Below are 24,299 nucleotides of genomic sequence, written 5' to 3' on the forward strand. Positions count from 1 at the left end.
ATTAATTTGACTAGTTTGGTACCCTATTTGGTGGTCTGAGTGCAACTGGAGACCCTTTACGAGAAGGATAGGAGAACTGTATGGATAGCCAGTTGGATTCTGCTGGCGTTAGCCCTTGGGCTACTGCTTGGGGGAGTGTACATGCAGGTGGTTCTTCATGAGACTAAGGCACCGCTATTACTTGGTATTGTGGCGGCATTACCACTTGCTATTCCACTTGAATTATGGAACTTCTCTGATCCTGACACATTATTCAGAGTTATGGCATTACAGGATAGATTCTTAGTTGCTTGCTTTGGTTTCGCAATAGGTTTAGGGGCAATACTACTATATGGTCTTAACCTGTTTACTCATCCCAACTTCGGCATTAAGGACCTATTCATAGGTGGTATAATCCTAGGTGGCCTACTCTTTGGTGTGGGGGTTGGGTTAGCAGGCTACTTCCCAGGCACCATATGGATAGCCCTTGGGCAGGGTAGGAGGGATGCATTATATGCTGTGGCTGGTGGTTTACTGGGTGCCTTCACTTGGTCAATGATATTTGGTTGGGCTAGGGGGCCATTATGGGATACATTGAACTTCGGCCCAATTACCTGGCCTAACTTATTCGGTATACCCTTCAGTGATAAAGTTGGGATGTTCGCTGGCTCAATAGTATTCGGTGTATTACTACTTCTAGTGTTCCTATTCCTACCAAGGTACCCTAAGCAGCCCATTAAGCATGCCTGTGGATTCCACCTAGCTGGTGTTGGTAAGGAGACTGTGATTAGGTTTAGCGATATGATGAATGATGACTTAGTCAAGTACCCCAATCAGAATAGGTTCCTTGTTGAGTTAATTAATGAGAGTAGTGTGAGGAATGCTAGGTTCATAATGGTACTTGGCGCCGCCTTCACCATCGAGGCTGTGGCGGTGATAATATTGCATCAGATATTTGGTGAATCAACAACGTACTCATGGATTGGTGCCCAGTTATCGTACTTAGTTAACCCGTATTGGGCTGCATCAAACCCATACTTCCAATTATTCGGTGGAATGCATATTGTTAACGGTATACCTGTGAATAAACCCTTCAGTGAAATCGGCTGGGAACCAATAACCGACTTAAGCACATTCATAGGTGGTTTAGTGTCATCATTATTCATATCAAGGAGATTCATGGGTTTCAGGAACCAGATACCGAGGGTTTGGGCTCATAGGTTTGGTGAATCAACGTGGAAGAGGTTCCTTGGTTCATTCTTCGGAGCATACCTAGTACTATTCGGTGCAAGGATGGCGAATGGATGCGCCAGTGGGCATATTTTAAGTGGGGATATTCAAATGGCTGTATCCAGTGCATTATTCCTAGTAATGGTAATGATTGGAAGCATGCTAACCCTAAGATACGTGCTGAAGCTGAGGATAAACGCCTGGGGATACGTTCAGTGAACATTTAGCTAATGCCATAATTTAAATTAAAATCATTTATTTTCACTTTACCTTAAGGGTAATCCTTTTAAGCTAGTTAACCTTACTTAGAGCCATGGGAATGAGGGTGAATATACTTGTTAAGGTGTTTGAGAGAAGAAACTCAATAATAGCCTGGGTTAATAATAAACCCATCCTAATAGTTAAGTATGGGGATAAGTTATACGGCATGGATGCTGTATGCGCTCACATGGGTTGTGCCTTACTCACTGATGTTAACGGCTACGTAGCCACATGCCCAGCCCACTTAGCTAAGTATGATGTTAGGACTGGTGAATTAATTGAGAAACCTGTAGTTAGGCCTGAGGTTCCCTGCGAATACATGCAGGTTAAGGTTCCTTTAAAGACGTATAAGATTAACGTTACGCCTGAGGGTTTCCTTGAAGTTGAGGAGTAGGGCAACCAGCGTATTTAGCGGCTGCACATAGTATGTTAACTAGGTCACTTAATCTTAACCTACCAGTATTAGTATTCCTTGGACTTGGGTGATAACTCATGTATACTGCAGTATCGTTAATCTTAACTACACCCCCATGCTTAAAGCCTCCACGTAGCCCAAGAGCCATGGCCACTCCCCTCCATGCAACTTCACCAAGCACCACTATCGCCCTAGGCTTAACCATATTTATTTCATTAATAAACCACCTGCCTACACAAGCCTTAACCTCACCTGGAGTTGGTTTATTATCCGGTGGTGCACACTTAACGACTGACGTAATGTAAACACAGTTAACCTTAGTGCCGTCAATCCTACTAAGGCTATATGGGTTATTTGATAATCCACATGCGTGAAGAGCCTTGAAAAGGAATTGGGCGCTCGCATCACCGGTGAACATTCTACCCGTCCTATTGCCACCATGGGCGGCTGGTGCTAACCCCACTATCATGATTCTTGGGTTACTCAAGTCTCCCCAAGGTGGTACTGGTTTCCTCCAGTATTCATCATTACTAAACCTAGGTAACGGTGGCACGGTTACCCTATACCTTACTAACCTTTCGCAGTAGTTGCAATTAATTAGGTTCCTGAGTAAATCATGGTAATGTGCATTAATACTCACTCCCCACTCACCTCAAATTAAATTTAACCTACTTAAGCCACTCATCAAGACCAGTGGATTTAAGGGTACTGGTTTTATTATGTGCGCTAACTTCCTTACACCTACTGTATTCCCTTGGTTCAATTACGTTAATTCCACCATCACTATAATCTATTATGAATGGGGAGGCAACGTTCTCGAAGGCTGCATTAATTATTACTGAGTCACCCATTTTAACACACCTGGTTTTTGAACGATGAGCATGACCATGTATGGCAAGTACCCTACTGCTTGATAATACTTCCTCAAGTTTTCTAGTACCTAGGAGTGGGTAATTATACTCATTCTCACCCTCCAGTGTTGCGTAGACTGGTGCATAGTGGGTTAGTAGGATGACTTCATTGGAGTTCTTAAGCTCATTAATCAACCACCCCAGTCTCCTCCTATATAATTCATCAATACCCTTAATGTTCCTCTCCTGCCATTTAGTTGGCTTATCTAATATGCCCCTTGATCCAATGATTTTAACACCATTAATGATGAGTGCCTCATCATTCAGCAGGGTTAAGCCACTCATCCCCTTCAATGCCCTTAACTTATCATCATACTCCTCATTACCCGGTACAGCTATAATAGCACCAGCCCTATTCCTCAATAAGTTGATTATTACACTGTAGTACTCAATCCTACCCCCATCAACCATATCTCCAGCCAATAGGGCTAAGTCAACGTTACTAACATTAACTAAACTATTCTTGAACTCGCTTAAATGCTTTGGTGAATGAACATCTGAAGTTGCAAGTATTCTCACATAGGTAGCATTAAATTGAGGTTAATTAATGCTTCTATTCATCCCTATGAAATTTATGGACTTTAAGAATCCTCACCCCTGCATGCTGGGTTATTACCGCGTGTTCATTAATGACATTAAGGGCATGTGGTTGCTATGATAGTTATGGTACAATAATTTAAAGGAATACATTAACCACTTAATGCATGCAGGCTAACGATTCCAGTGAACTTAGGGATCTTGCACTTAGGTTAGTTAATCAAGCTCTTACTGCCTCAGATCCGGCACCAGTGGTTAGGAATTGTGTTAGACAGGTAGGTAGTAGTATTAATGTTTGCGGTAGGGAATTTAACGTGAGGGATATTGCTGTGGTTGCTATTGGTAAAGCCGCCCCAAGGCTTATTGATGGTGCATTATCCTCAGTGAATGCAACCAGGGCATTAGCAGTAATACCTAGGGATTGGGTAAAGCCTAAGTCGAGTAATGTTGAGGTTATTGAATCAACACACCCATTACCAAGTGATTTAAGCATTAAGGCCGCTGAGGAGATTATTGAATTATCCAGAACCTTAAGTAGAGGTGACTTAGCCTTAATCCTCATTAGCGGTGGTGGAAGCGCATTAGTTGAATTACCTAGGCCACCATTAACCATTGATGATTTAGTTGAGTTAAATAGGTTAATGCTTAATTCGGGAATGAGCATCAGTGAGATTAACACTGTACGTAAGCACGTATCAATGATTAAGGGTGGTCAATTAGCCCAATACTTCATTAAGAGGGGTGTTAGGGTTGTTGGATTATATGTTAGTGATGTACCTGGTGATGATCCATCACTAATAGCAAGCGGCCCAACGGTCCCAGATAAGTCAAGCTTCAGTGACGCCGTAAGCATTCTTAAGGCAAGGGGTATTTGGGGTAGTTTACCGGATAAGGTTAAGGTTTTACTTGAAAATGGGGTAAGGGGTAGTATTCCAGAAACCCCAAAGAGGCTTAAGGCTATGAATAAGGTAATATTAACTAACCTTAATGTACTTAAGAGCCTAAGGTTAAGGCTCAGTGAACTTGGCGTTAAGTCAATCATATTAACATCCAGGCTTGAGGGTGAAGCCCGTGAGGTTGGGAAGGCATTAGCCTCAATCACCCTTGACTCCTTAAGGAGAGGCTTACTGCTTAAGAGGGGTGTAGTGTTGGCTGGTGGTGAACCTACCGTTACCGTTAGGGGTAATGGTAGGGGTGGTAGAACAATGGAGCTTGCAGCAGCCTTCGCTAAGTCAGTGAGTGGGCATGGTTCAGTGGCTTTACTGGCCTTAGCCACGGATGGTATTGATGGTAATACCGATGCCGCAGGTGCATACGCCGACTACACCACTGAATCAAGGGCGATGAGTATTGGTTTAAGCATAGATGATGCCTTAAGTAGAAACGATACGTACACTCTATTTAAGGCATTAAATGACACCATTATAACAGGCCCAACGGGGACTCAGGTTAACACAATTATAGCCATGCTAATTAACGCTAAGATCACTCACCAAGTCCAGTAAGGGTTTTGGTAATTTAGTAAACTATATTGCGTAACACAGCCTTGATTATTATATTAAAACTATAAAACTATTAATCCTACCTCTTATTCATAGCTTCAACCTAACTGCTGTAAGTATTAGCCTATTCTTAATTCTCCACTACAATTATGATTATCTCTTACTTAAAGGCTTAACCATTAGTGGGGAATGAGGTAAAACCTTGAATTAAGTTAAAAAATTAAAGTTAGGTTTCCTTAATTTTACTCAGGTGGTATTTCCTTATACACTAGGGTTATATCTATCCCCCTCTTCATGTTAATGTACTTAGATGCAGTATAGACTACTGCGCCTAATCCTATGAGGCCAAGCACGTAGGCTAATCCTGGGTAATATGGTTGCAGCGGCTTTAATGATTCAATAACACCAAAGTACGGGTTCGTGAATGCCTCATAACCTAGGAGCGATAGAGGTATTAGTGAGAGTACTGATGAAACCAGCATCCCCTTATTCCCCTCCTCTCTAGCAGCCTTAATGCCAGCCACTGATACGAGTATTAAGTAAATTATGGCTAATGGTGTATAACTGTATAGTGCCTCATACCCATTCGGGCTTATTATCGGGAAGGCCAGGAAGACCGCTGTGGCGGCTAAGTCAAGTAAGTGGGCGTACATTGGTGAACCCCACTTATTAAGCCTTGAGAAGATTTCTGGGAATAACCTATCGAAGGAGAAGGCGAACACGTAGCGTGCGAAGACTATTACGCCAAAGGCCATTATGAAGAACTCCCAGGCAATTAGACCTAGGCCAATGAACCATTGTAATGCCTCATTGCGAGCTAAGTATATTGCAATATTCCAGAAGTTGTATATGCTGGTTGGGTAATAGGTCATGTTGAAACTGTAACCCGCAGCTAAATCCATTAATAGGAAGGGTAGGGTAATGAAGATTACCGTTATTACGCTTCCTAGGATTTCATTATACAATAGCCCCCGTCTATCCCTTATCTCAGCGGCCACGGCTGGCCCGGCGTAGAGCCATATGTAGGCGTATGAGGCGAAGTACGGTATCATGTATAATGTTGCAGGTAAGCTAAAGGAGGGGCCTGTGTATGCGCTCTGGTTAGTTAGATTGAAGTACCTTAGGAATTGCCCAATACTCTGGTGGAAGGTTGGTATTGAGAAGCCTAGAACAATCATTGCTGCTGCAGTGCCTGTTAAGGCTAATGCCCCTAAGGCTGTGGTTAACTTGAAACCGGCGCTAGGCCTAATTATATTAATTAACAGTATAATTATGAATGCGATTAAGGCTATGGTGTAGTTAAACCATGCATTACTGGTACTGAATACTATGTTTGCTAATTTAATTAAGTCTTGTTGACCATGAGAGTACCCTATAACCAATAGCACATTATTCACAGTGGTAACGGAGAAGAAGGCTGAGAGTGCGAAGAATGGAGGCATGTTGAAGGCTAGGGCAATACCCATGATTGAGCCTAAACCTCCGTGAAGCTTCCTGGTGATCCACACGTAATCCCCACCAGTCCTAGGTATCCTAGCTATGAAGTAGGTGTAAAGTATCACCAGTGGGAGGGTTAGTATGAATGTCAGTATACTTGATAACCATAATACTGCACCAGGTATCACAAAGGGGCTAATACCTATGAATACGGCTAAGCCAGCACCCATGTTAGCGACGTTAAGCATTGCAGCATCCCACAGTGAGGCCCTCTTAACAAGACCGGAACTCTGCCTAACGAATAAAGCCATATTCACGGGAACCATGCCGGGTTATAATAACACAATAGTGCAGAAACAGGTAATTTAACCTAAATCCTTATGATTATGTAGTGCAAAAATAATGCAGGAAACAATGCAATACCTCATAACCAGTTAATTGAGTAATTAAGCATCAGGATTATTAATTAAATAAGATGATGTATGGTTATTACTTACGTTATGAATCATGGGGTTAATTTTCCTGAAAAGGTGTTTAAATAGACTTCACTCCACGTAGTTGAGTAATAATGAAGCCGCATAGGGAATGCCCACTCTGCATAGTGAGTGTTAGGCTTAATGAGGTTGCCTCGGCTCAAATTAATGATGAGAAGGTTATTGATGCATCATCACTGGTGTTAGAGGAGTCCGCCAAGGCCTTCAGGAGAGATGATGAATTAACTAGGATTGCCTCAAGTATATTTGCTGAATTAGTTTCAAGGTACCCTGAGGTTATTGAGTATTATAAGGTTGCTAAACGTAGGAGCATTGATAATGCCAAGGCTCAGTTAGCCTTAATTAAATCAGCATTACATGATTTAAGCGGATTCAATTTATTTAAGGCAGCCACCAGGGTTTCAATAGCAGGTAACCTACTGGACATGGGGGTGGCTTCCCATAAACCACCCAGTGAATTATCGTTAAACTCAATCATGAGTATGCCCTTCTCCATAGACCATACCAGTGAATTATACAATATGCTGAGTAAGGGTGGCTTAAGGGTACTGTGGCTTTTTGATAATGCTGGTGAAGCAGTGTTTGACACTGTTCTCATAGATTTAATCAGAGGCATGGGTAATACAGTTACCGGTGTGGCTAAGGCTGAGCCAGGTTTTCAAAATGACTTAACAATAAGTGACGCTGAATACGCTGAACTAGGTAATCACCTGGATGAATTAATATCAACAGGATATGCGGGTTCAAGTATACATTTAGATAAGGTTAGTAGTGAATTCCTAAGCAGGCTAAAGGCCAGTGACCTAGTGGTGGCTAAGGGTATGGCTCACTTCGAGTACTTATCCGAGGTTAATTTAGGTAAACCCACAGCATTCCTACTGGTTCCTAAATGCGGGCCTGTTGCCAGGGTATTGGGTGTTGAGAAGGGTACCCTAGTAGCTATGTTAAGGTGAAGTAATTAAACAATAGAATCACATCATTAAATAACCAATGCGCATCGTGTTGAGGATTCATCATGGGCTTACACTTAATAAGTTTACTTAGAGGCCCTTGCATGCATGTAGGTAACTGGGCTAATGTACCTCAACAGGACGTATCAAGCCTACTTAAGGGGACTAGGGGATTCTACATTCAGTGGCTTGTAACTAAGGATCATGGTTCAGTGAAATATGCTGTGAGGAGGTTTGTGGTTAAGCCAGGTGGCTACATGCCTCTTCATAATCATAAGTACACGGAGGCTGTAATTATACTTAAGGGTAAGCTTAGGGTTAAGGGTAATGGTGTCCTCTACGACCTTGGACCTGGTTCATTCTTCTTCACGGGACCATATGAACCCCATTCATTAGAGAACATTGGTGACGATGACGCTGAATTCATTTGCGTAATATCCTATGAGGATGATATGGAATTAAGGCCCCTTGAGTAACCGCATCCCGCTGAGGACAGGATGCTTAATGTATGGTTAATTAAGGCTTCAATGTTTAATTGTTATAAACCAGGCATTATTATTAAGTTATGCCTAAGGATTTATCAGAGGTTTTCGTGGATTACGCAATGAGCATAGGCTTCGATGATTTACCCACTAATGTTGTTAAGGAGGTTAAGAGGAGGATACTTGATAGCCTTGGGGTTGCATTAGCCTCATACTCAGCTGAGCCTGTTAAGTACGCTAGGTTAGCTGCATTGGGTTTTAGGGGTAATGTACCCATAATTGGTTCAAGTCAATTAACCACCGTTGATTGGGCTGCCTTCATAAATACGCTTATGGTTAGGTACCTTGACTTTAACGACACTTACCTATCCAAGGAGCCGCTGCATCCATCAGACATGATTGGTACAGCCTTAGCTGTTTCACAGTACCTTGGGTCAAGTGGGAAGGAGGTTATTACAGCCTTAGCCATTGGTTATGAGGCTGGGGTTAGATTATGTGATGCAGCCTCACTTAGGGCTCATGGGTGGGATCACGTTAACTACACTGGCATAGGGCACTTACTGGTTGCTGGTAAATTAATGAGGGTTAATAGGGAGGCATTCATTAACGCCATTGCCATACATGCAACCTCCCACTTATCCACAAGGCAGAATAGGGTTGGTGAATTATCTCACTGGAAGGCAGCCGCCACCGCTAATCAGGCTAGGAACGCTGTATTCTCCGTGGTGGTGGCCTCCCATGGCTTAACTGGACCTGATAAACCCTTTGAGGGGGAAATGGGGTTCATTAGGCAGCTCCTGGGTGGTGAGTTTGATTACGGGCCCATGAAGGATCTTGAGAACCTTACTAAGCCATCAGCCATATTGAGAACCTACATTAAGCCTTACCCAGTGGAGTATCATGCCCAGTCAGCAGTTGAGGCTTCACTTAGGATTCGCAGCGAATTAGGTGCAATTGATCCAAGTGATGTTGAATCCATTAGCATTAGGACGTTTAAGGCGGCTTACGACATTATTGTTAAGGACCCTGAGAAGTGGAATCCTAAGACTAAGGAGACCGCTGACCATAGTTTAATGTGGGCAGTAGCAACCGCTTTAATTAATGGTGACTTATGGTTAAGTCACTATGAGCCATCTAGAATAAGGGATCCCAGGGTGCTTGAGTTAATTAAGAGGATTAAGGTTACTGTTGACCCTGAATTAGATAAACAGTATCCACAAGCCACACCCACCGTGGTTAGTGTTAAACTGAGAAATGGAAAGGAAACTGAGGTTAAGATTGATTACCCAAAGGGCCACCCCATGAACCCCATGAGCGATGATGAGGTTGAGGGCAAGTTTAGGAGGCTTACCACTGGTTTACTCACCGTTAAGCAGCAGGACGAGGTTATAAGGGTGGTTTGGGGTCTTGAGGATATTAAGGACTTAGCATCATTAATTAAGGCAACTGTAATCTAAGTTAATGCATTTTTAACCACTATAGTTATGTCTTTAAAATACATTCCTAATGCAGTAAACTATGGTGAATAAGGATACATACATTGCCATACTGGCTGGAATGGGTGGTTTCACGGATGGTTTCGCATTACTACTGGGTGGTGCAGCATTACTATCATTAAGTCATTACTTTAAATTAACCCCTGGGATTGAGGGATTAATAATATCAATGCCGTTCATAGGTTCAGTTATTGGTTCATTAATCTTCGGTAGATTAGCCGATTTATTAGGTAGGAGGGCAATATTCCTAAACGTCCTACTCTTCTTCGTCTTAGGTTCACTTATAAGCGCCGTAGCCTACAATACGCTACTCATAATTATTGGTAGATTACTAGTAGGTATTGGAATAGGGGGTGATATACCAGCTGGCGCCAGTCTAGTGGCTGAATTATCTAATAAGGGTAGTAGAGGTAGGTTAATTTCAATACAAAGCATGTTATGGGGACTCGGTGGTTTTGCGGCGGCGTTGGTTGCATTACCATTACTGAACCTAATGGGTGCTGAATCATGGAGGTTAATATTCGGGCTAGGTGCAATACCACCTTTAATAGTGTTAGTCTTAAGAAGAAGCATTAATGAGAGTTGGGTATGGGAAATCAAGAGGAGAAATAGCAGTAATATTAAGTTAAGTAATCGTAGTAGGTATACATTAGTCTTAGCCTTCACCGCAGCGTCGTTATTTGTATGGACATTTATCTTAGCCATATTCGCCAATTATACACCCACCATATTAGTTAATGCAATGCAGCTTAATAAGGCTATGGCATTACTCATAAGTGGACTTCAGTGGATTGGCTTCGTAGCTGGTGGATTAATCGTATTCAAGTACTGTGATAGGCTTGGTAGAAGAACACTCATAGTACCTGCGACAGTGGGTGAGGCTGCATTACTTTACTTATCAATAATAATGGTCAAGGATCCAGTGACACTATCACTAATACTAATAACTCTATGGGTACTGGGGGGAGTCGGCTACATTGTGAACAGCATATATTCAGCGGAATTATTCCCAACACTACTCAGGGGTACATCAAACGGTATAAGTTTCTCAGCAGGGAGACTGGGTGGGTATATAAGTACGCTTATATTACCATCACTGCTGTTGAGTATTGGATTAAGTAAAGTATTCTTAATCCTTGCAGTCATGATAACCCCATTAATTGCAACCTGCATAGCCACTGCACCACGTAGTGAGAATAAGAGCTTAGAGGAATTAGAAAAAGACTACTTCTAAAAATAACGTATTCCTAAGGATTCAAGAATAATGGTTTTCCGCTCATTAAACGAATATTACGCATCATATCTCGGATTATATTAAGGATGAGTTTAACGCGAGTATTGATGGGTTAAAGGTTTAAGATTAGGAACTTGGCTTCATCCTAAATGTTGAACAGTAAGTATTTTTCACCACTGGTTTCATTTAACATACTTAAGCATGCTACCCTGCTCCTTAAGTTTACTAACTATTGCCTTAACCCTATTTAGGAGTAGACTTAGGTCCTTCTCATCATACTTCCTACACTCCTTCTCGTAGACTTCATCATCCGGGTGCCTCTCATTACTTAAGGCCTCCTCAATGGTGTTTCTAGCAATTATTTCATAGACCCTAGCCTCAACTTTACCCTCAGTCTGCCTAACCACACGCCCAACCCTCTGAATCATTTGCCTAGGTGAACCTGTTCCTGAAACCACTACGGCTACATCAGCATCAGGCACATCAATACCCTCATCCAACACTGTTGTAGTAACCAGGACCTTAACATTACCTAACCTGAATCTCTCAAATATATCATCCCTATTACTGGTCTTAGATGTTATTAACGCTACCTTAACCCCAAGCTCCTTCTTCAATTCCTCGTAAATCTCCTCAGCCTGCTCAATATACTGTGTAAACACTATTACCTTACTTCCCAGTGAATACTCCAGTTTAGTTAATTGAACAGTCACTGGAATCTTAGCCTTAGCCTGAGCCGCAGTGTTCCTAAGCATTATGGCGTTATCCTCCCCAATTGACCTATACTCCTTAACCTCATCCTCACTTAACTTAACGTAAATCCTGAAGTGCCTTATTGGGACAACGAGACCAGCATGAACCATGTCTAGGTAAGTCGCCTTATGCACCACACCACCACTGGTTAGGTATATTAATTCCTCGTTACCATCCTTCCTAGTTGGTGTTGCTGATAAGGCTAACCTATAGGGTGCAGTCAACTTGAATGCAACGTTCTTAAAAGTCTCAGCAGGCACATGATGGCAATTATGAACAACCACACCATCAGCTATGAAACTATGATCCTCCTCCACCTCAATATCATAAACAACCCCTACCCCTCCTAAAATACCTCTAATGCCGGTGACTGGATTAATCTTAGGAATCCCCTCATCAACTTCATGTTCAGCATACGGAGAAGGTAGTGATTGCCGTATCGCATTATCATGATCTTTATCTACAAGAACGTTCACACTAAGTACTCTCACTGGGGTAAAGTATGAATCATGCTTAGCTTCATACCTCTTATTTCCCATGGAATTAATAAGCAGTAATCCTTGTCCACTATCTTTAATAATGTCATCATCTCCAAGGGTAGTTGCTACTTTAGTGGGTTCATTATTCATAGGTTTAGGTTGCTTACCGTATAATGGTTCCCTGAGATTTAAGCCGCTTTGAATTCTACCCTGTGGCGCCTGCGTATTGTAGAAGTATAGTAAGTCTCCGTTCCTTAATTCTATTGCTGGTTTCCACCCATTCTGTGTAAGGATTAGATGGTCTTCCGTTACCGTTAATTCGCCTTTCTCATGCGTAATCCTTACTAGTCTCTTAACTAAGGGTATTTTGAAGTAATTAGTAATACGCATGAAGCGTCCTTTATGCGTAAGAACCTTAACGGGTAATCTCTTCTCCACAATCTCCCCTATGGGTATTAATCCCTTATCCGTAATAACTAATGCATCATATGGTAAACACTCATCGAAGATTGCTAAGTCGAATCTATCCCTAATGTCACCTATGTACTTAACCGCTGAATTATATATGGCTACGGTCACATCCTTGATTTCATTAAACCCACCACCAAGCCTACCTGCCTCAATACCCAGCATCCTTCTGATTCTATCATGCCACTGATTCATTAATTCCTCCGTAACCACTAGTATTATTGTAGGTACTTTAACTGTTGCAATGGCCTTTAATGCGATGAATGTTTTACCACCACCTGTTGGGATGACCACTGTTCCCTTATAACCATTCTTAACCCACGCCTCTAATGCATTCCTTTGGAAATCCAGTAGATTAACATTATCCTTAGGCACTGGGATTGATCTAGGTTTCCACTCAACTTCCTTAATAACGTAGCCCAGTTTCCTCAGTAATGACTCTATGGTTTGCTTTTCAAATACAGGGAACCTAATAATCCATTTATCACCATCCCTATACACATCATCCCTACCTATAACTGGTATTTCATACCTATTCAAGTTACCTTGCTTATCAACAGTATTGTAAGGTATTCTAATCTCCCTAAGGCTCTTAAGTAGTCCCTTGGCTAGGAAGTTTAACGTCACCTTACCGTTATCAACAATGGCAAGTCTCCATTCAATTCTCCTACCGTAAGTCTCCCTTAGGGAATGATCATTCAGGAGTATTTTCACGGCCTCCTCAACGGCATCATCACTCTTAACCCCTAGTTTCTCCATCGCCTTACCCACAAGCTTAGTAACGTAATCCTCGAATGACTCAGCCTCAACGTATTCATCCTCCATTATGAGTTTAGCAACACATGGTACATTAACCCTATTACCCATTGCACACTGCTTAAACTCCTCCGGAACCTTAGGAACCTTAATTGATGCCTTAAGTAATGGCTTAACAATTAACTCATACTCACTGGCGCTTAACCTAAGTAGCTCCCTAAGCTTCTCAACGTCATTAATCCTACTTAATTTACCCACCCAGGTTGTATCACTGGGATTCCACTTAAACCCCATTCTCTTCAACTCATCCTTAACCTTGACTACAGTCCCCCAGTTCCATTGCCTCTTAATTAATACACCATTAACATTAACCTTAAACTCCACCACTGAGTAGCCATTCCCAGTGTGTAAGTTATAAACCTATGGTCACTGATTATTCATACGCCTTCCTTAACTCATCCCATGGAATCTTTCTACCGCATTTAGGGCAGTACTCCCAATCCTCGCTTAATAATGCACCACAGTACGGGCACCTGTATTCCCTTGGCTTTTCAGGTTCAGGTTCAGGGCGTTTAACCTCCTCAACCTTCACCTGTGTCTCAAGGTACTTACTTACGTACTTCTCCCAAACACCCCTGGGATCCCTGGTGTATATTCTGAGCCTACGGTATGGTAAATTACTCATTGGCTTCTTAAGAACAATCTCCACGAACCTCCTCTTCTCATCAACCATTACGCTATCCGCATCTAAGGGTGCCTTGAGTACGTAAAGGTCATCAAATATTACTGCATCCTTATAGAAGGTAATGCTCTTAGTGGGTATGTAAGGCATGTTCTGCATCATTGAGGTGTTTTGGCTTAGGTACGGTAAACCAGTATACCTAGCTACAACATAGAAGACGGCGAACCATATCCCAAACATTATTAGGTAGGTTATGAAGTATCTCAGGAACTCCACCGTTGACTGAGCCATTGATGTACTGCCCAGTAATGCTGATATGACTTCAGCTATCTTATTGAATAAGGTTGAGTAAACCAGTAGTACAGCAATCAGTAGAACTATCATTATGCCTAGGTTAAGGAACATCTTCTTACTTAAAGCTGAGTACTCCTTAGGTAACTCATAATCCCTCTCCATGGCCTTCTTAATATCATCACCAGTTAACCTACTTAAGGCCTGTCTCCTCCTATACTGTTCACCCTCCCTCCTATTCCTTGAGTATGACTTATAGCCAGCATAAGCTGATATACCGAATATTAGTATGAAGTATGCTATGAATAAGCCTATTGGCATCCAGTAATTCTTAATAACCTGCCCCCATGCGAAGAATGCCGCAAAGGCAACTGGGGTAGCTACCCAAAGCACATACGTCATAGGCTTAGATGTCATTGTGTAAGACATAGCTAACTACCATTTGCGTATCTCGTTTTAAACTTTTCCACAAGATTAAATTAACCATTTGAACTACCCTTACTAAGCCTAATCACAACCCTATGAAGCGCCTTAGCCTCCTCAGGGAAGTCACTTAGGTTAATGCCACCGTTCTTAACAGTCTCCTCAACCCATGGGCAATCCTTAGACACCAACACTTCACCAGTCCTTGGGTTAAACAATAGTGGATACATTTTGCAGGCAAGTGGCTTAACCGAATGTATTGTGCATAGTTTATTATCCTTATCATAGAATGGGCAGTAACCCAATATGATCCACCTATACATTGTAACCCCATTAACCTTAATCTCCCTGAAGGTTAACTCAACCCCCCTTTCTTTAGCTAATCTCCTAAGTCTCTTAACCTCATCACTGAACACTAAGGGTCCCTGCTCCTCACGTTCAAAGAAGCAGCAGTTGTCGCAGTGAAGGCACGTGAACTTACCCACATTACGCTCATGCAGCTTCCCTTAATAAGTAATTCACACTAGGGAACCGGTACTACCCTGAAAATAACGGGAAGAGTTTAAAATAGGCTTTAATTTAACTTAAAGCAGGTGGTGAAGAATTTGTCAACCATTAGTAAAGATAGGTATATAGGTGCCGTGGATTTACCGATAATGGTATTCAACACCGCCACTAAGATGACTGAGCAATTCAGGCTAATGAAGGCCGGGGTCGCTAGGGGTTACGTATGCGGTTTAACACCTTACGATGAGGCGCATGTGGGTCATGCAAGGGTAGCAGTATTCTTCGACTTATTTAGAAGGTACTTGGAGTACCTGGGCATTAACGTTAGGTTGGTGACTAATTTCACGGATATTGATGATAAGATAATTGAGGCTGCTAGAAAGGAGTTTGGGGATGATTTAATTAACCATTGGTATGAGGTGCCCTCAAGGTACATTAAGAAGTACCTAGACTACATGGATGCCCTCTACGTTAAGAGAGCTTACGCATACCCCAAGGTCACTGAGAACGTGCAGGATATGGTTAAGTGGATTGATGAACTAGTGAGGAGGGGTAACGCCTACGTCGCCGATGGTTCAGTGTACTTTGATGTAACCAAGGTACCTAATTACGGTGAATTCTCGGGGCAGAGGATTAATGAGTTAATTGCAGGGGCTAGGGTTGAGCCGGAGCCGGGTAAGAGGAATCCACTGGATTTCGCCCTTTGGAAGGCTTGGAAACCCAATGAACCCTGGTGGGATAGTCCATGGGGACCCGGTAGACCTGGATGGCACCTGGAGTGCGTTGTAATGTCGTCTAAGTACCTTGGAGTACCCTTTGATTTCCATGGCGGTGGACAGGACCTAGTGTTTCCTCACCATGAGAATGAGATCGCCATAGCCAAGGTTTACTATGGGCTTAGGTTATTCGCAAGGTACTGGATACACGTTGGTTTAGTTAACATTGGTGGTGAGAAGATGAGTAAATCCCTCGGCAACATAATACCGATAAGTGACGTACTCAGTAAGTATGATGCAGAGGCGGTTAGGTTATACTTCCTGAACACCCACTATAGGAAACCCATTGACTTCAGCTTCAGTGGTATTGAGGCTATGGAAAACACCCTGAGGGGTATTTACGCAAGCTTCGATTACTTAATCCAACTAATGAATGAGGCTTCTGAGAAGGGTACTAGTGATGAAGCAGTGACTAATGATGCTTTTAAATTCATGGTTAACTTCGAGAACGCACTTAACGATGACTTCAATACCCCTGCAGCCGTATCTGAGTTAATTAACTTAAGTAACTATATCAACTCAAGGATAGTTTACCAGCCTGAGAAGGTTTCCAAGTACTCTATTTCGCAATTATTAAATGTTTTATCATACATGAGTCAAATCTTAGGCGTGCTTAATAGGACTAGGATTAATCCAGTTCTCGTTGATTTAATAAATACGTTAATTAAGGTTAGGCAGAGTTTAAGGGAGAGGAAGCTTTACGACGCAGCGGACTTAATTAGGGAGGAGTTGGGTAAACTGGGTATTGTTTTAGGTGACTATGGTGGTAGGACTTACTGGTTCATTGATAGGAAGAGGCTTAACTTACCTTAACCCTGAGTCTTCTCAAAGACCAGTAAATCATCCGAGAACTTCACCAACCCCCTCCTCTGCAGTTCCCAAAGGATATCAACAATCATTGGCCTTAACCTAGCCTCATCCTCATCACTAAGCCTACCCCCCTTACTTAAATTAACCATGATACTGTTAACGAAGTCAATTGTCCTAACCTTATCCCCAGGCTTAAGTCTACTTAATTCATCATTAATAATCCTACTGAGCGCCTCTAACTCATCATTAGGCATTAGTTTACTGCAGTGTCTCGGTTTAATAATCTATCTCAAGAGCATGTTTTTAAACGGTAATTAATCCCAATGACCATGCATTACTACGCTGAGGTTCACCCCAGGATTAGTGGGAATCTAGCGTTCATAAAGGGATTAGGGGCGTATGATGGATTCAATATACCTGACTCCCCCCTTGGTGAACCGGCACCATTACCGTTAGCGGCCGCCTGCCTCATTAGGAGGATTCACGATGATAAGAGGATTATGGTTAATCAAAGGCTACTGGATGTTAATGAACTTCACTTAGTCTCAATAGCACAGGGAACCCTAATGCTTAATGCTGACTTAGTATTAACCAGGGGGGATAAGCCTAAGATTGGTAAGGAGGTGGGTTACTTAACGTCAGAGGAGGCCCTTAGGTTGCTTAAGAGTAGGGTTAAGGGTGTTAGGGTTGGGTTAATGTTAAGTATGAGGTATGGTAAGGAGCTTATTGAGAATAGGATGAGGAGTGGGGCTGATTTTTACCTGGTCCTTAGGTTAAGTAACCCGGTTGAATTAAGGGGATTAGACACCAGTAGGCTAATACCATATGTATTAATTGAGACTGAGAGGAATAGCAAGGTGATTAACAGGATTAATCAACCGCACTTCAAGTTAAGTGAATTAGGGGATTTACTCAACGGCCTTAGGGGGATTGGGGTTGAGGGTGTATTACTATCAGTGCCGGGGGATTATGAGTCTTTAATTAACTTAACAAGGTACTTTATTTAAACACTACCTAATAGGCATGTTCCTATTTCTCCAAGTGGCCACGTTCTCAAGAACAATCATGGTCTCAGACTTAACCACATCCGGGTGCGTGGGTAGGTATCTTATTAGAAAGTTTGAGAGCTGCTTAAGGTCCTTGGCCCAAACCTTAAGCACTAAGTCATATTGCCCAGTAACAACCTGAGCCTCCTCAACCCAGGGTAGGTCCTTTTCATTATCTGAATCATATATTATCCTCTCAGCTAAGGCGACTTGACTAGGCTTAGTCGCCCCAGGAACTCTCCTGACTGTTAAGAGGACATAAGCCTGTATCGTATAACCCATTTGAATTGGGTCAATAACAGTCTTATAGCCCAATATTATTTTACTTGACTCTAATCGGGCTAATCTACTCATTATCGTTGTCCTAGGTTTATTAAGTAACTCAGCTAACCTGGATACTGTGATTCTCCCATTTCTTTGCAGGGATTCCAGGATTTTAATATCTAATTCATCCATCATTAGCTAGCTTAAGGTCTGGAGATTAATTAACATTATGTTTCACAGAGATGAGACCAATCATTCCGCCCCCTCAACCTTAGTCGAACCACGTATGAATTGAATGGGATTCTTGACACCGCAGCCTAGGTTAGTTGGGCATAACCCTAGGCTATTCAACTCTTGACATGAGGGTGGGGTGTAGAATTTCCTACCACCCCTAAGGCCAGCCAAGTGCTCCACCTGGTATCTAGTTATCTTCTCATTATAATCAGCAGCATGCGTAAAGGGCTCTAGAACCTCATCAACACACTCCTCCCTCTCCTTACCCTCAGCCACACACCTGTGGAGCATGTAGGTGGCTAAGGTGAACCTAGCCATGTGGCTTGGGTTGCCACCAGCCTTAAGCTCATTAATTATAGCTGTTACACATGGTGGATCACCCTTAGGTAAAACCCTCCTACTAACCCTATACCTAACCTGGGGTGCAGACTCCTCAATAGCCTTAAGCCTATCATTAACACTATCTATGAGTTCCTTAAAGAGGTCTAGGTTACTGCCTAGTTTACTTATCATTGTAATCGCCTTATTCTCCACGGCTTCTTCAATAATCCTGTAGACATCATGCTGTGTTAGGAGGATGTAACCATGGATAATTGGTCTAGTACCCAGGACCCAGTTTGGATCATTCCTAGGGCTATTCCTTAAGTAATCCCAAATGGAGACCGCGTACATGAATGGCTTAGGCATTAGCACTTGACCCTGCAGGTTAAGCCGCTTAGCAACTAATGATGATACTTCACCAACACCTATAATCCTTAATTCAAGTTCCCTAGCAACCTCCTTAATGCATTCTAAGTTAGGCTTATTTAAGTAACTCAACTTAACCATGTTTGAGAATATTTTACTCTCTGAATCGGCTATTCTCCTCCAAATTCTCTTATCCATTGAGGCTGTTAGAACATAGGCTATGTACCTTGACACAGCCACATCCCTCACACTAAAGTTTAGCTTAGCGTGTTCACCATTCTTAATCAATGCCTCAAGCATTCTTAATGCATCATTAACAATTGGCTCAAACTCCCTGCTCATTAACTCACTAACTCTAATACCCACCTCCTCGATAATGCTTCGTCCACTCCTGGTAAATGGATACTTGCTCACCAGTTCACTAATTCCGCATGATTCAGTACGCATTAATTATAGTGGCTCTAAAACGCCTTTAATAACCAGTGGATAGTTAACTTAAAGTATTATCTAAGTGAGAGGTAATTTTAAGGTAAGCATAATAATTAGATTAAATGATTGCTAAGGACGCTAAAAAGATTATTACAAGAGAATTTTAAGATGCAGAGGTAATGCGGTTGAATTATGGATCAGTAAAATTACCTGGAAGCAATGCATTAAGGATAAGGAGGAAACCGGTGCTTTACTATAACCCTATCAGGGTAATATAGAAGTAATGTTATTTATGCATGATTATGCATAGCTAATAATATGTAAGTCACATCGTTTTGATGGTTCCTGCCTCATTGTTTTACTGATGGTGAATATTCGCTAGTGGTGGTTTTGTGCGTCTGCTCCTTATTCCTATTCCCCTCACCTCAAGTATCCTCCAACCACCCTATGAGTAAACAAAAGTAGTACTCATGTTTTTCTTCCATAAGCACTCTCAAGTAAAAACCCCAGAATAAGATGAGGCATATTTTTACTGTAAATTAACTGAAGTGTTTAGCCATTTCCTCATTTCCAGGTATTTTAAGTATTGCATCTATAACCTGGTTGACTTGATCACTGGACTTAGTCCTTGGATCAATTATAAGCCAGTTAAATAACGTGTCTCTACCACCCCCTAGGAATGCCTCAATCGCCCACTCACCCCTAATTACCCTAGGCATTATAGCGTACTTAAGCACCTTACCCCACGCCTTAGGTAGGTTACTGAAGCTTAATCTATGAACACCCTTAGCATCCACCCTAGCCGGCATTTCAACAGCCACATCACTGGGTATTCCAGGTATTGCATCCTGATTAGGTACATTAACCTCAATTACCTTACCACTATCCTCAACAATAGCCTCAATAACCATTGTAACCGGCTCACCCTCACTTCTAACTGGCGGTATGTAGTCTGTTAATGGCTTAGCCTCATTCTCAAGCGCCCTCTTAAGCTCATTGAACTCGATCTTATGCCACGTTAAGTACATGGCCCACCCAATCTCTGAGTCAGGTCCACCGAGTGGCCCATACCAGTATTGCTTGGTCTTAAGATCCCAGTGGTACTTCCATGTACCACTCCTAACGGTGTCCCCTATTGGCCATAGGCCATACATCCTATACATGTCAACCGCCACTGGTGAAACATGAACATCAAAGGGGTTACTCTGCTCCTCCCTCCACTTCTCGAAGTATTGACTGGACTTAGTGCTGATCCACTCATCAATAAGGTGGTATGCGTCTTCGCCATTGTACTTAAGCCTAGTTAACCAGTCATCATGATTAACACCAATAACCTCAACCTCAGCCTTACCCTCCTCGAGACCAAGAACCCTGAGTAAATCCCTATAGGCGTAGTAGCCGTCACACAACCCAATAACCCTAGCCTTAGTCTCCCTACTAATCAATGTTGTTAACTCGAAGACCGGGTTAGATACGTTAAGTAACCATGCATTAGGTGCGTAATCCACCACATCATTAGCTATATCTAGGGCTAGTTTAAACTGGTAGTAGCCCCATATTGTGTGGTAATCAGACACCATGTTCCACTCAACACTATTAATACCCCTATAGTACCCGTACTTCTCAGAAACCTCCCTCATCCTTTCATAGTGCCCATGCCCCTTAGCCAGGGTTGAGTTAACCACGAAGTCAGCATCCCTAATAGCCTCCCTCCTATCAGTGGTGGTAACTATGTTTAAATTACCCTTAACCTCAGAAACATACCTCTTGGCAAACCTACTAACTAAAGCTAACCTATCCTCATCAATATCCATTAAAACCACGGTACTACCGCTTAAGCTTGGTATTAGGGCTAGGTCCTTAATAAGACCAATAGCCCACGCCGCACTACCAGCCCCTATTAGGGCTATCTTAAAACCATGCCTAGATGCCATAAATACAATGTACTTAAGTTCTTTTAAAGTTAATTATATATTGATTAAGGACAATAATAAAAATATTATATAGTAAATCATTAATCAATATATAATTAATAATTTGAACTAAAGTATATACCATATATTGAATTAATTAGGGGATTAATATTCATGTTTACGCCTACTCATGCTGGTTTAATATTCACTATATCCATTGTTTTTATCTCTAAGTATCTCCTGGGTAATCTGTTTACTTAGTTACACGTGTTTTAACTATCCCTCATTATGCTGCACGAATCATCAATACAGCTTAAATTAAATATCCATAGATTTTTTAAAAGAGTCTAATTATCCCGTAATTTCCTCAAAAACGTATAATTAAGTTTATGAGGTTAACTTTAATTAAGTGGTTTTTATATGGAGTACTCATGGTTATTATTGCCTTAGATTCAGGTAAGACTAAGACTAATGCGGTGGCAATTGATGATAGTCTCAATGTGTTATGTAGGGTAAGTGATAGGGGTGGTGGGTTAATTTATAGTGATGAAGTTATAATGAATGCCTTGATGAATGTTATAGTAGAATGCATGAGGGTAATGGGGATTAGGGTTAATGATATTGATGTCATTGCCGTAAGTTGGGCCGACTTGGATACTGAGGCCTATTGGATTAAGGCAAGTAGAATCATTAATGAGCTGGCTAGGAGAATAAACATACCGCGTAGTAAACTGGTGTTTGATCATGATGCAGTTGCAGCATACTACGCTGTAACCCTAGGTGAACCTGGCGTAGCCGTTATAGCTGGTACTGGGGCTATTGCACTGGGCGTGAATGCACGTGGAGAGAGGGCTAGGTCCAGTGGTTGGGGTTGGTTAATTGGGGATGAAGGCAGTGCAGGCTGGATAGCGTTGAAGGCTCTGAATGCAGCCTCAAGGGCATATGACGGTAGGGGTCCCTGGACAAGTCTAGTTAATAGGCTTAAGGATTACTTCAAGGTTAAGGACCTGTTAAGCATACTTGACGTAATGTATGCCGAACCCCCTGAGATTGATAAACTAGCCAAATTAGCCATACTGGTTTCAGAGGAGGCTGAGGGGGGTGATGAGGTTTCGGTAAACATACTTAAGGAGGCTGGGAGAGAATTAGCATTAAATGCGGTAACTGTAGCTAAGAGACTAGGCATGATTAATGAGAGCATTGTGGTTGGGGGAGTAGGTAGCGTGTTTAGTTCAAGGATTGTTAATGAGGAGTTTAGGAAAGTAATCAGTAATAGTTTAGTTAAGGCTAAGGTTAAGGAACCCCTCATAGGTAATTACTCATTATTAGGACCAATAATCATGAGTCTAAGTAGAATCAATAAGAAGATAACTAATACTGATGTAGAGAAGTTACTAAAGGAACTATAAATTCAAATCACCCCTAACAGGGGTTAAGGGAATTAGAATCACTTGATGAGGAATATCTATCAGTAATAGGTTTCAAGAACATTGCAGTTCATGATACGTCAGTTTTGGCTTTAATAAATGAGGATTATATTAAGTAAGATATAGAAGAGTGTTGAAATCGGCTTTAAGGCTTAGGGGATTAAGAGATATTGGTATCATCAGTTCTTAACTAATGTATGTTTAAAAGTTCTTAACAACCCTAGTTAGGTTCCTTGGTTCTTCAATATTAATACCTCTCCTCAAGGCATATTGATTAGCCAACAGATACATTGGTAAAATTAACGCTAAGGCACCCCATTCCTCAGCCCCAGTCCTGCATGGTACATGTATTGCATCATCTAAGTCCCTTAAATTATCATCGGTAGTAACCATAATTACCCTAGTCTCAGTGCCTTTACTCCTCTCCCTTAATTCACTAAGCAACTTAACTGCAGCCGTGCTCATTACTCCTGATTGATTAAGCATAACTACAGCCTGCCTCTCGCCAATAGTGGCTATTGGTCCATGCCTAATCTCAAGGGTGTTTAATGCCTGAACAGCAACATATGATGTCTCCTCAAACTTTAAGGCTGCTTCAAGGGCTATGGGGTATGATGACCCATGACCAAGGAATATGAATCTACTAATACCATTATTAATCCAATCCTCAGTAATTCCAGTTAATCTATTGTTTAAATCACGGTCTTTAATAATATTCCCCATGCATGTTGATAAAACCTTAATAATACTTGTAAAGTCCTGTTCAATACCTGTAATGATTTTTAAGAGAATTGCCGCAGCAGCTGAGAGCGTAATGAAGCTCTTAGTCATGACTATGCTCCTCTCTTGACCAATATTTACGAAGACATAGTTATCAATATACCCTACATTGCGTCCACTATCACTAATACTTAGCATTATTGTCCTAGCACCATTACTCTTAGCAATCCTCAAGGCCTCAAGGGTTTCAGCGGTCTCCCCGGAGCGGGATACTGCAATTACTAGGCTTGATGAATCAATCATCTTAGAGTAGTTGTATATGAATTCTGATGATGGGATTGCGTAAATGCATTTACTTAACCCACTACTTAAAGCATGGGATGCAGCATACATTGAGGCGTAGTATGATGAACCAGCACCAACTAGAAAAACCTTCCCCAGTCCCCTATGCAATGAACCTAATTTCCTAATATCATTAATCATTAATGAAAGCGAATCCAGTGATCTAGGGATCTCCAAGATATCCTGGATCATGCTTGACATAGTTACACAAATTATGATTACTTAATAAGTATTAATATAAATACATTATGACTAAAACTATATAGTTATCATATTATTCTAAGGCTACGATAATAAAGATTTTTTACTAACATTCAACAATCTTAGTTATTACGTTATCATCACGTTTTAATATTTTAAGATA

21 protein-coding genes are annotated in these 24,299 nt (G+C 41.7%); 10 read left to right on the top strand and 11 right to left on the bottom strand.

Annotated features, from left to right (window positions below; genetic code table 11):
- The first annotated feature begins 39 nt into the window (after positions 1-39).
- Both CMAQ_RS04145 and CMAQ_RS04150 read left to right on the top strand, forming a co-directional pair.
- On the top strand, positions 40-1,428 hold the full coding sequence (locus CMAQ_RS04145) for a YeeE/YedE thiosulfate transporter family protein (RefSeq protein WP_012185866.1): 1,389 nt from the start codon (positions 40-42) through the stop codon (positions 1,426-1,428).
- Positions 1,429-1,528: 100 nt separating this feature from the next.
- The gene (locus CMAQ_RS04150; protein WP_232203812.1) at positions 1,529-1,864 is read left to right on the top strand and encodes a Rieske (2Fe-2S) protein; all 336 of its coding nucleotides are present in this window, start codon (positions 1,529-1,531) and stop codon (positions 1,862-1,864) included.
- Here CMAQ_RS04150 and CMAQ_RS04155 read toward each other — a convergent pair.
- Positions 1,830-2,525, bottom strand: coding sequence for a uracil-DNA glycosylase (locus CMAQ_RS04155; RefSeq protein ID WP_012185868.1), 696 nt, complete (start codon positions 2,523-2,525; stop codon positions 1,830-1,832). The two genes, CMAQ_RS04150 and CMAQ_RS04155, sit on opposite strands and share 35 nt — an antisense overlap.
- A gap of 28 nt (positions 2,526-2,553) precedes the next feature.
- Positions 2,554-3,315 carry a metallophosphoesterase family protein gene (locus CMAQ_RS04160; RefSeq protein ID WP_012185869.1) on the bottom strand — a complete coding sequence of 254 codons (762 nt, stop codon included), beginning with the start codon at positions 3,313-3,315 and terminating at the stop codon, positions 2,554-2,556.
- A gap of 185 nt (positions 3,316-3,500) precedes the next feature.
- Here CMAQ_RS04160 and CMAQ_RS04165 point away from each other — a divergent pair, with 185 nt between their 5' ends.
- Positions 3,501-4,838: a glycerate kinase type-2 family protein gene (locus CMAQ_RS04165; RefSeq protein WP_012185870.1), complete on the top strand. Its 1,338-nt coding sequence runs from the start codon at positions 3,501-3,503 to the stop codon at positions 4,836-4,838.
- Between the two features lie 239 nt (positions 4,839-5,077).
- On the opposite strand, the gene CMAQ_RS04170 is transcribed toward CMAQ_RS04165, so the two are convergent.
- Positions 5,078-6,583, bottom strand: coding sequence for an APC family permease (locus tag CMAQ_RS04170; protein WP_048062665.1), 1,506 nt, complete (start codon positions 6,581-6,583; stop codon positions 5,078-5,080).
- Between the two features lie 257 nt (positions 6,584-6,840).
- Here CMAQ_RS04170 and CMAQ_RS04175 point away from each other — a divergent pair, with 257 nt between their 5' ends.
- The 4 genes from CMAQ_RS04175 (at position 6,841) to CMAQ_RS04190 (ending at position 10,928) form a co-directional block, all read left to right on the top strand.
- Positions 6,841-7,719, top strand: coding sequence for a damage-control phosphatase ARMT1 family protein (locus tag CMAQ_RS04175; protein WP_012185872.1), 879 nt, complete (start codon positions 6,841-6,843; stop codon positions 7,717-7,719).
- 101 nt (positions 7,720-7,820) lie between these two features.
- Complete coding sequence (locus CMAQ_RS04180) at positions 7,821-8,192, top strand: cupin domain-containing protein (RefSeq protein ID WP_012185873.1); 372 nt, start codon at positions 7,821-7,823, stop codon at positions 8,190-8,192.
- Between the two features lie 89 nt (positions 8,193-8,281).
- Positions 8,282-9,655 (top strand): MmgE/PrpD family protein, encoded by a 1,374-nt coding sequence (locus CMAQ_RS04185; RefSeq protein WP_012185874.1) that lies wholly within the window; start codon positions 8,282-8,284, stop codon positions 9,653-9,655.
- Between the two features lie 61 nt (positions 9,656-9,716).
- A complete protein-coding gene (locus CMAQ_RS04190) occupies positions 9,717-10,928 on the top strand; it encodes an MFS transporter (RefSeq protein ID WP_012185875.1) in 1,212 nt (403 codons plus the stop codon).
- Between the two features lie 182 nt (positions 10,929-11,110).
- Here the strand turns inward: CMAQ_RS04190 and CMAQ_RS10845 are convergent, their stop codons facing one another.
- Genes CMAQ_RS10845 through CMAQ_RS04205 form a run of 3 tightly spaced genes read right to left on the bottom strand, consistent with a single transcriptional unit; the run spans position 11,111 to position 15,265 of the window.
- Complete coding sequence (locus CMAQ_RS10845) at positions 11,111-13,771, bottom strand: helicase-related protein (protein ID WP_012185876.1); 2,661 nt, start codon at positions 13,769-13,771, stop codon at positions 11,111-11,113.
- A gap of 46 nt (positions 13,772-13,817) precedes the next feature.
- Positions 13,818-14,786: a DUF2208 family protein gene (locus tag CMAQ_RS04200; protein WP_012185877.1), complete on the bottom strand. Its 969-nt coding sequence runs from the start codon at positions 14,784-14,786 to the stop codon at positions 13,818-13,820.
- 50 nt (positions 14,787-14,836) lie between these two features.
- Positions 14,837-15,265 carry a YkgJ family cysteine cluster protein gene (locus tag CMAQ_RS04205; protein WP_012185878.1) on the bottom strand — a complete coding sequence of 143 codons (429 nt, stop codon included), beginning with the start codon at positions 15,263-15,265 and terminating at the stop codon, positions 14,837-14,839.
- 168 nt (positions 15,266-15,433) lie between these two features.
- Between CMAQ_RS04205 and cysS the strand changes: the two genes are divergently transcribed.
- A complete protein-coding gene (gene cysS / locus CMAQ_RS04210) occupies positions 15,434-16,876 on the top strand; it encodes a cysteine--tRNA ligase (RefSeq protein WP_048062925.1) in 1,443 nt (480 codons plus the stop codon).
- Here cysS and CMAQ_RS04215 read toward each other — a convergent pair.
- A complete protein-coding gene (locus tag CMAQ_RS04215; RefSeq protein ID WP_012185880.1) occupies positions 16,873-17,127 on the bottom strand; it encodes a hypothetical protein in 255 nt (84 codons plus the stop codon). The genes cysS and CMAQ_RS04215 overlap by 4 nt on opposite strands.
- Before the next feature lie 75 nt (positions 17,128-17,202).
- On the opposite strand from CMAQ_RS04215, the gene CMAQ_RS04220 reads away from it, so the two are divergent.
- Positions 17,203-17,880, top strand: coding sequence for a hypothetical protein (locus CMAQ_RS04220; protein WP_048062666.1), 678 nt, complete (start codon positions 17,203-17,205; stop codon positions 17,878-17,880).
- 3 nt (positions 17,881-17,883) lie between these two features.
- On the opposite strand, the gene CMAQ_RS04225 is transcribed toward CMAQ_RS04220, so the two are convergent.
- The 3 genes from CMAQ_RS04225 to CMAQ_RS04235 form a co-directional block, all read right to left on the bottom strand.
- The gene (locus tag CMAQ_RS04225; protein ID WP_012185882.1) at positions 17,884-18,378 is read right to left on the bottom strand and encodes an Lrp/AsnC family transcriptional regulator; all 495 of its coding nucleotides are present in this window, start codon (positions 18,376-18,378) and stop codon (positions 17,884-17,886) included.
- Between the two features lie 57 nt (positions 18,379-18,435).
- Entirely contained in the window at positions 18,436-19,551 is a 1,116-nt protein-coding gene (locus CMAQ_RS04230) for a DNA primase large subunit (protein WP_012185883.1), read from the bottom strand.
- 521 nt (positions 19,552-20,072) lie between these two features.
- Positions 20,073-21,467: an alpha-glucosidase/alpha-galactosidase gene (locus CMAQ_RS04235; protein WP_012185884.1), complete on the bottom strand. Its 1,395-nt coding sequence runs from the start codon at positions 21,465-21,467 to the stop codon at positions 20,073-20,075.
- Positions 21,468-21,877: 410 nt separating this feature from the next.
- On the opposite strand from CMAQ_RS04235, the gene CMAQ_RS10370 reads away from it, so the two are divergent.
- Positions 21,878-22,855 (top strand): BadF/BadG/BcrA/BcrD ATPase family protein, encoded by a 978-nt coding sequence (locus CMAQ_RS10370; RefSeq protein ID WP_012185885.1) that lies wholly within the window; start codon positions 21,878-21,880, stop codon positions 22,853-22,855.
- Between the two features lie 219 nt (positions 22,856-23,074).
- On the opposite strand, the gene CMAQ_RS04245 is transcribed toward CMAQ_RS10370, so the two are convergent.
- The gene (locus CMAQ_RS04245; RefSeq protein WP_012185886.1) at positions 23,075-24,136 is read right to left on the bottom strand and encodes an SIS domain-containing protein; all 1,062 of its coding nucleotides are present in this window, start codon (positions 24,134-24,136) and stop codon (positions 23,075-23,077) included.
- Between the last annotated feature and the right edge of the window lie 163 nt (positions 24,137-24,299).

Origin of the sequence: Caldivirga maquilingensis IC-167 (assembly GCF_000018305.1) — an archaeon.
In the GTDB taxonomy this organism is placed as follows: domain Archaea; phylum Thermoproteota; class Thermoprotei; order Thermoproteales; family Thermocladiaceae; genus Caldivirga; species Caldivirga maquilingensis.

Bases quoted from the DNA above. Each gene is read 5' to 3' on its own strand.
- CMAQ_RS04150 (WP_232203812.1), top strand. From the start codon at position 1,529: ATGAGGGTGAATATACTTGTTAAGGTGTTTGAGAGAAGAAACTCAATA.
- CMAQ_RS04165 (WP_012185870.1), top strand. From the start codon at position 3,501: ATGCAGGCTAACGATTCCAGTGAACTTAGGGATCTTGCACTTAGGTTA.
- CMAQ_RS04170 (WP_048062665.1), bottom strand. From the start codon at position 6,583: ATGGCTTTATTCGTTAGGCAGAGTTCCGGTCTTGTTAAGAGGGCCTCA.
- CMAQ_RS04175 (WP_012185872.1), top strand. From the start codon at position 6,841: ATGAAGCCGCATAGGGAATGCCCACTCTGCATAGTGAGTGTTAGGCTT.
- CMAQ_RS04180 (WP_012185873.1), top strand. From the start codon at position 7,821: ATGCATGTAGGTAACTGGGCTAATGTACCTCAACAGGACGTATCAAGC.
- CMAQ_RS04185 (WP_012185874.1), top strand. From the start codon at position 8,282: ATGCCTAAGGATTTATCAGAGGTTTTCGTGGATTACGCAATGAGCATA.
- CMAQ_RS04190 (WP_012185875.1), top strand. From the start codon at position 9,717: ATGGTGAATAAGGATACATACATTGCCATACTGGCTGGAATGGGTGGT.
- CMAQ_RS04200 (WP_012185877.1), bottom strand. From the start codon at position 14,786: ATGTCTTACACAATGACATCTAAGCCTATGACGTATGTGCTTTGGGTA.
- CMAQ_RS04215 (WP_012185880.1), bottom strand. From the start codon at position 17,127: ATGCCTAATGATGAGTTAGAGGCGCTCAGTAGGATTATTAATGATGAA.
- CMAQ_RS04220 (WP_048062666.1), top strand. From the start codon at position 17,203: ATGCATTACTACGCTGAGGTTCACCCCAGGATTAGTGGGAATCTAGCG.
- CMAQ_RS04225 (WP_012185882.1), bottom strand. From the start codon at position 18,378: ATGATGGATGAATTAGATATTAAAATCCTGGAATCCCTGCAAAGAAAT.
- CMAQ_RS04230 (WP_012185883.1), bottom strand. From the start codon at position 19,551: ATGCGTACTGAATCATGCGGAATTAGTGAACTGGTGAGCAAGTATCCA.
- CMAQ_RS04235 (WP_012185884.1), bottom strand. From the start codon at position 21,467: ATGGCATCTAGGCATGGTTTTAAGATAGCCCTAATAGGGGCTGGTAGT.
- CMAQ_RS10370 (WP_012185885.1), top strand. From the start codon at position 21,878: ATGGTTATTATTGCCTTAGATTCAGGTAAGACTAAGACTAATGCGGTG.
- CMAQ_RS04245 (WP_012185886.1), bottom strand. From the start codon at position 24,136: ATGTCAAGCATGATCCAGGATATCTTGGAGATCCCTAGATCACTGGAT.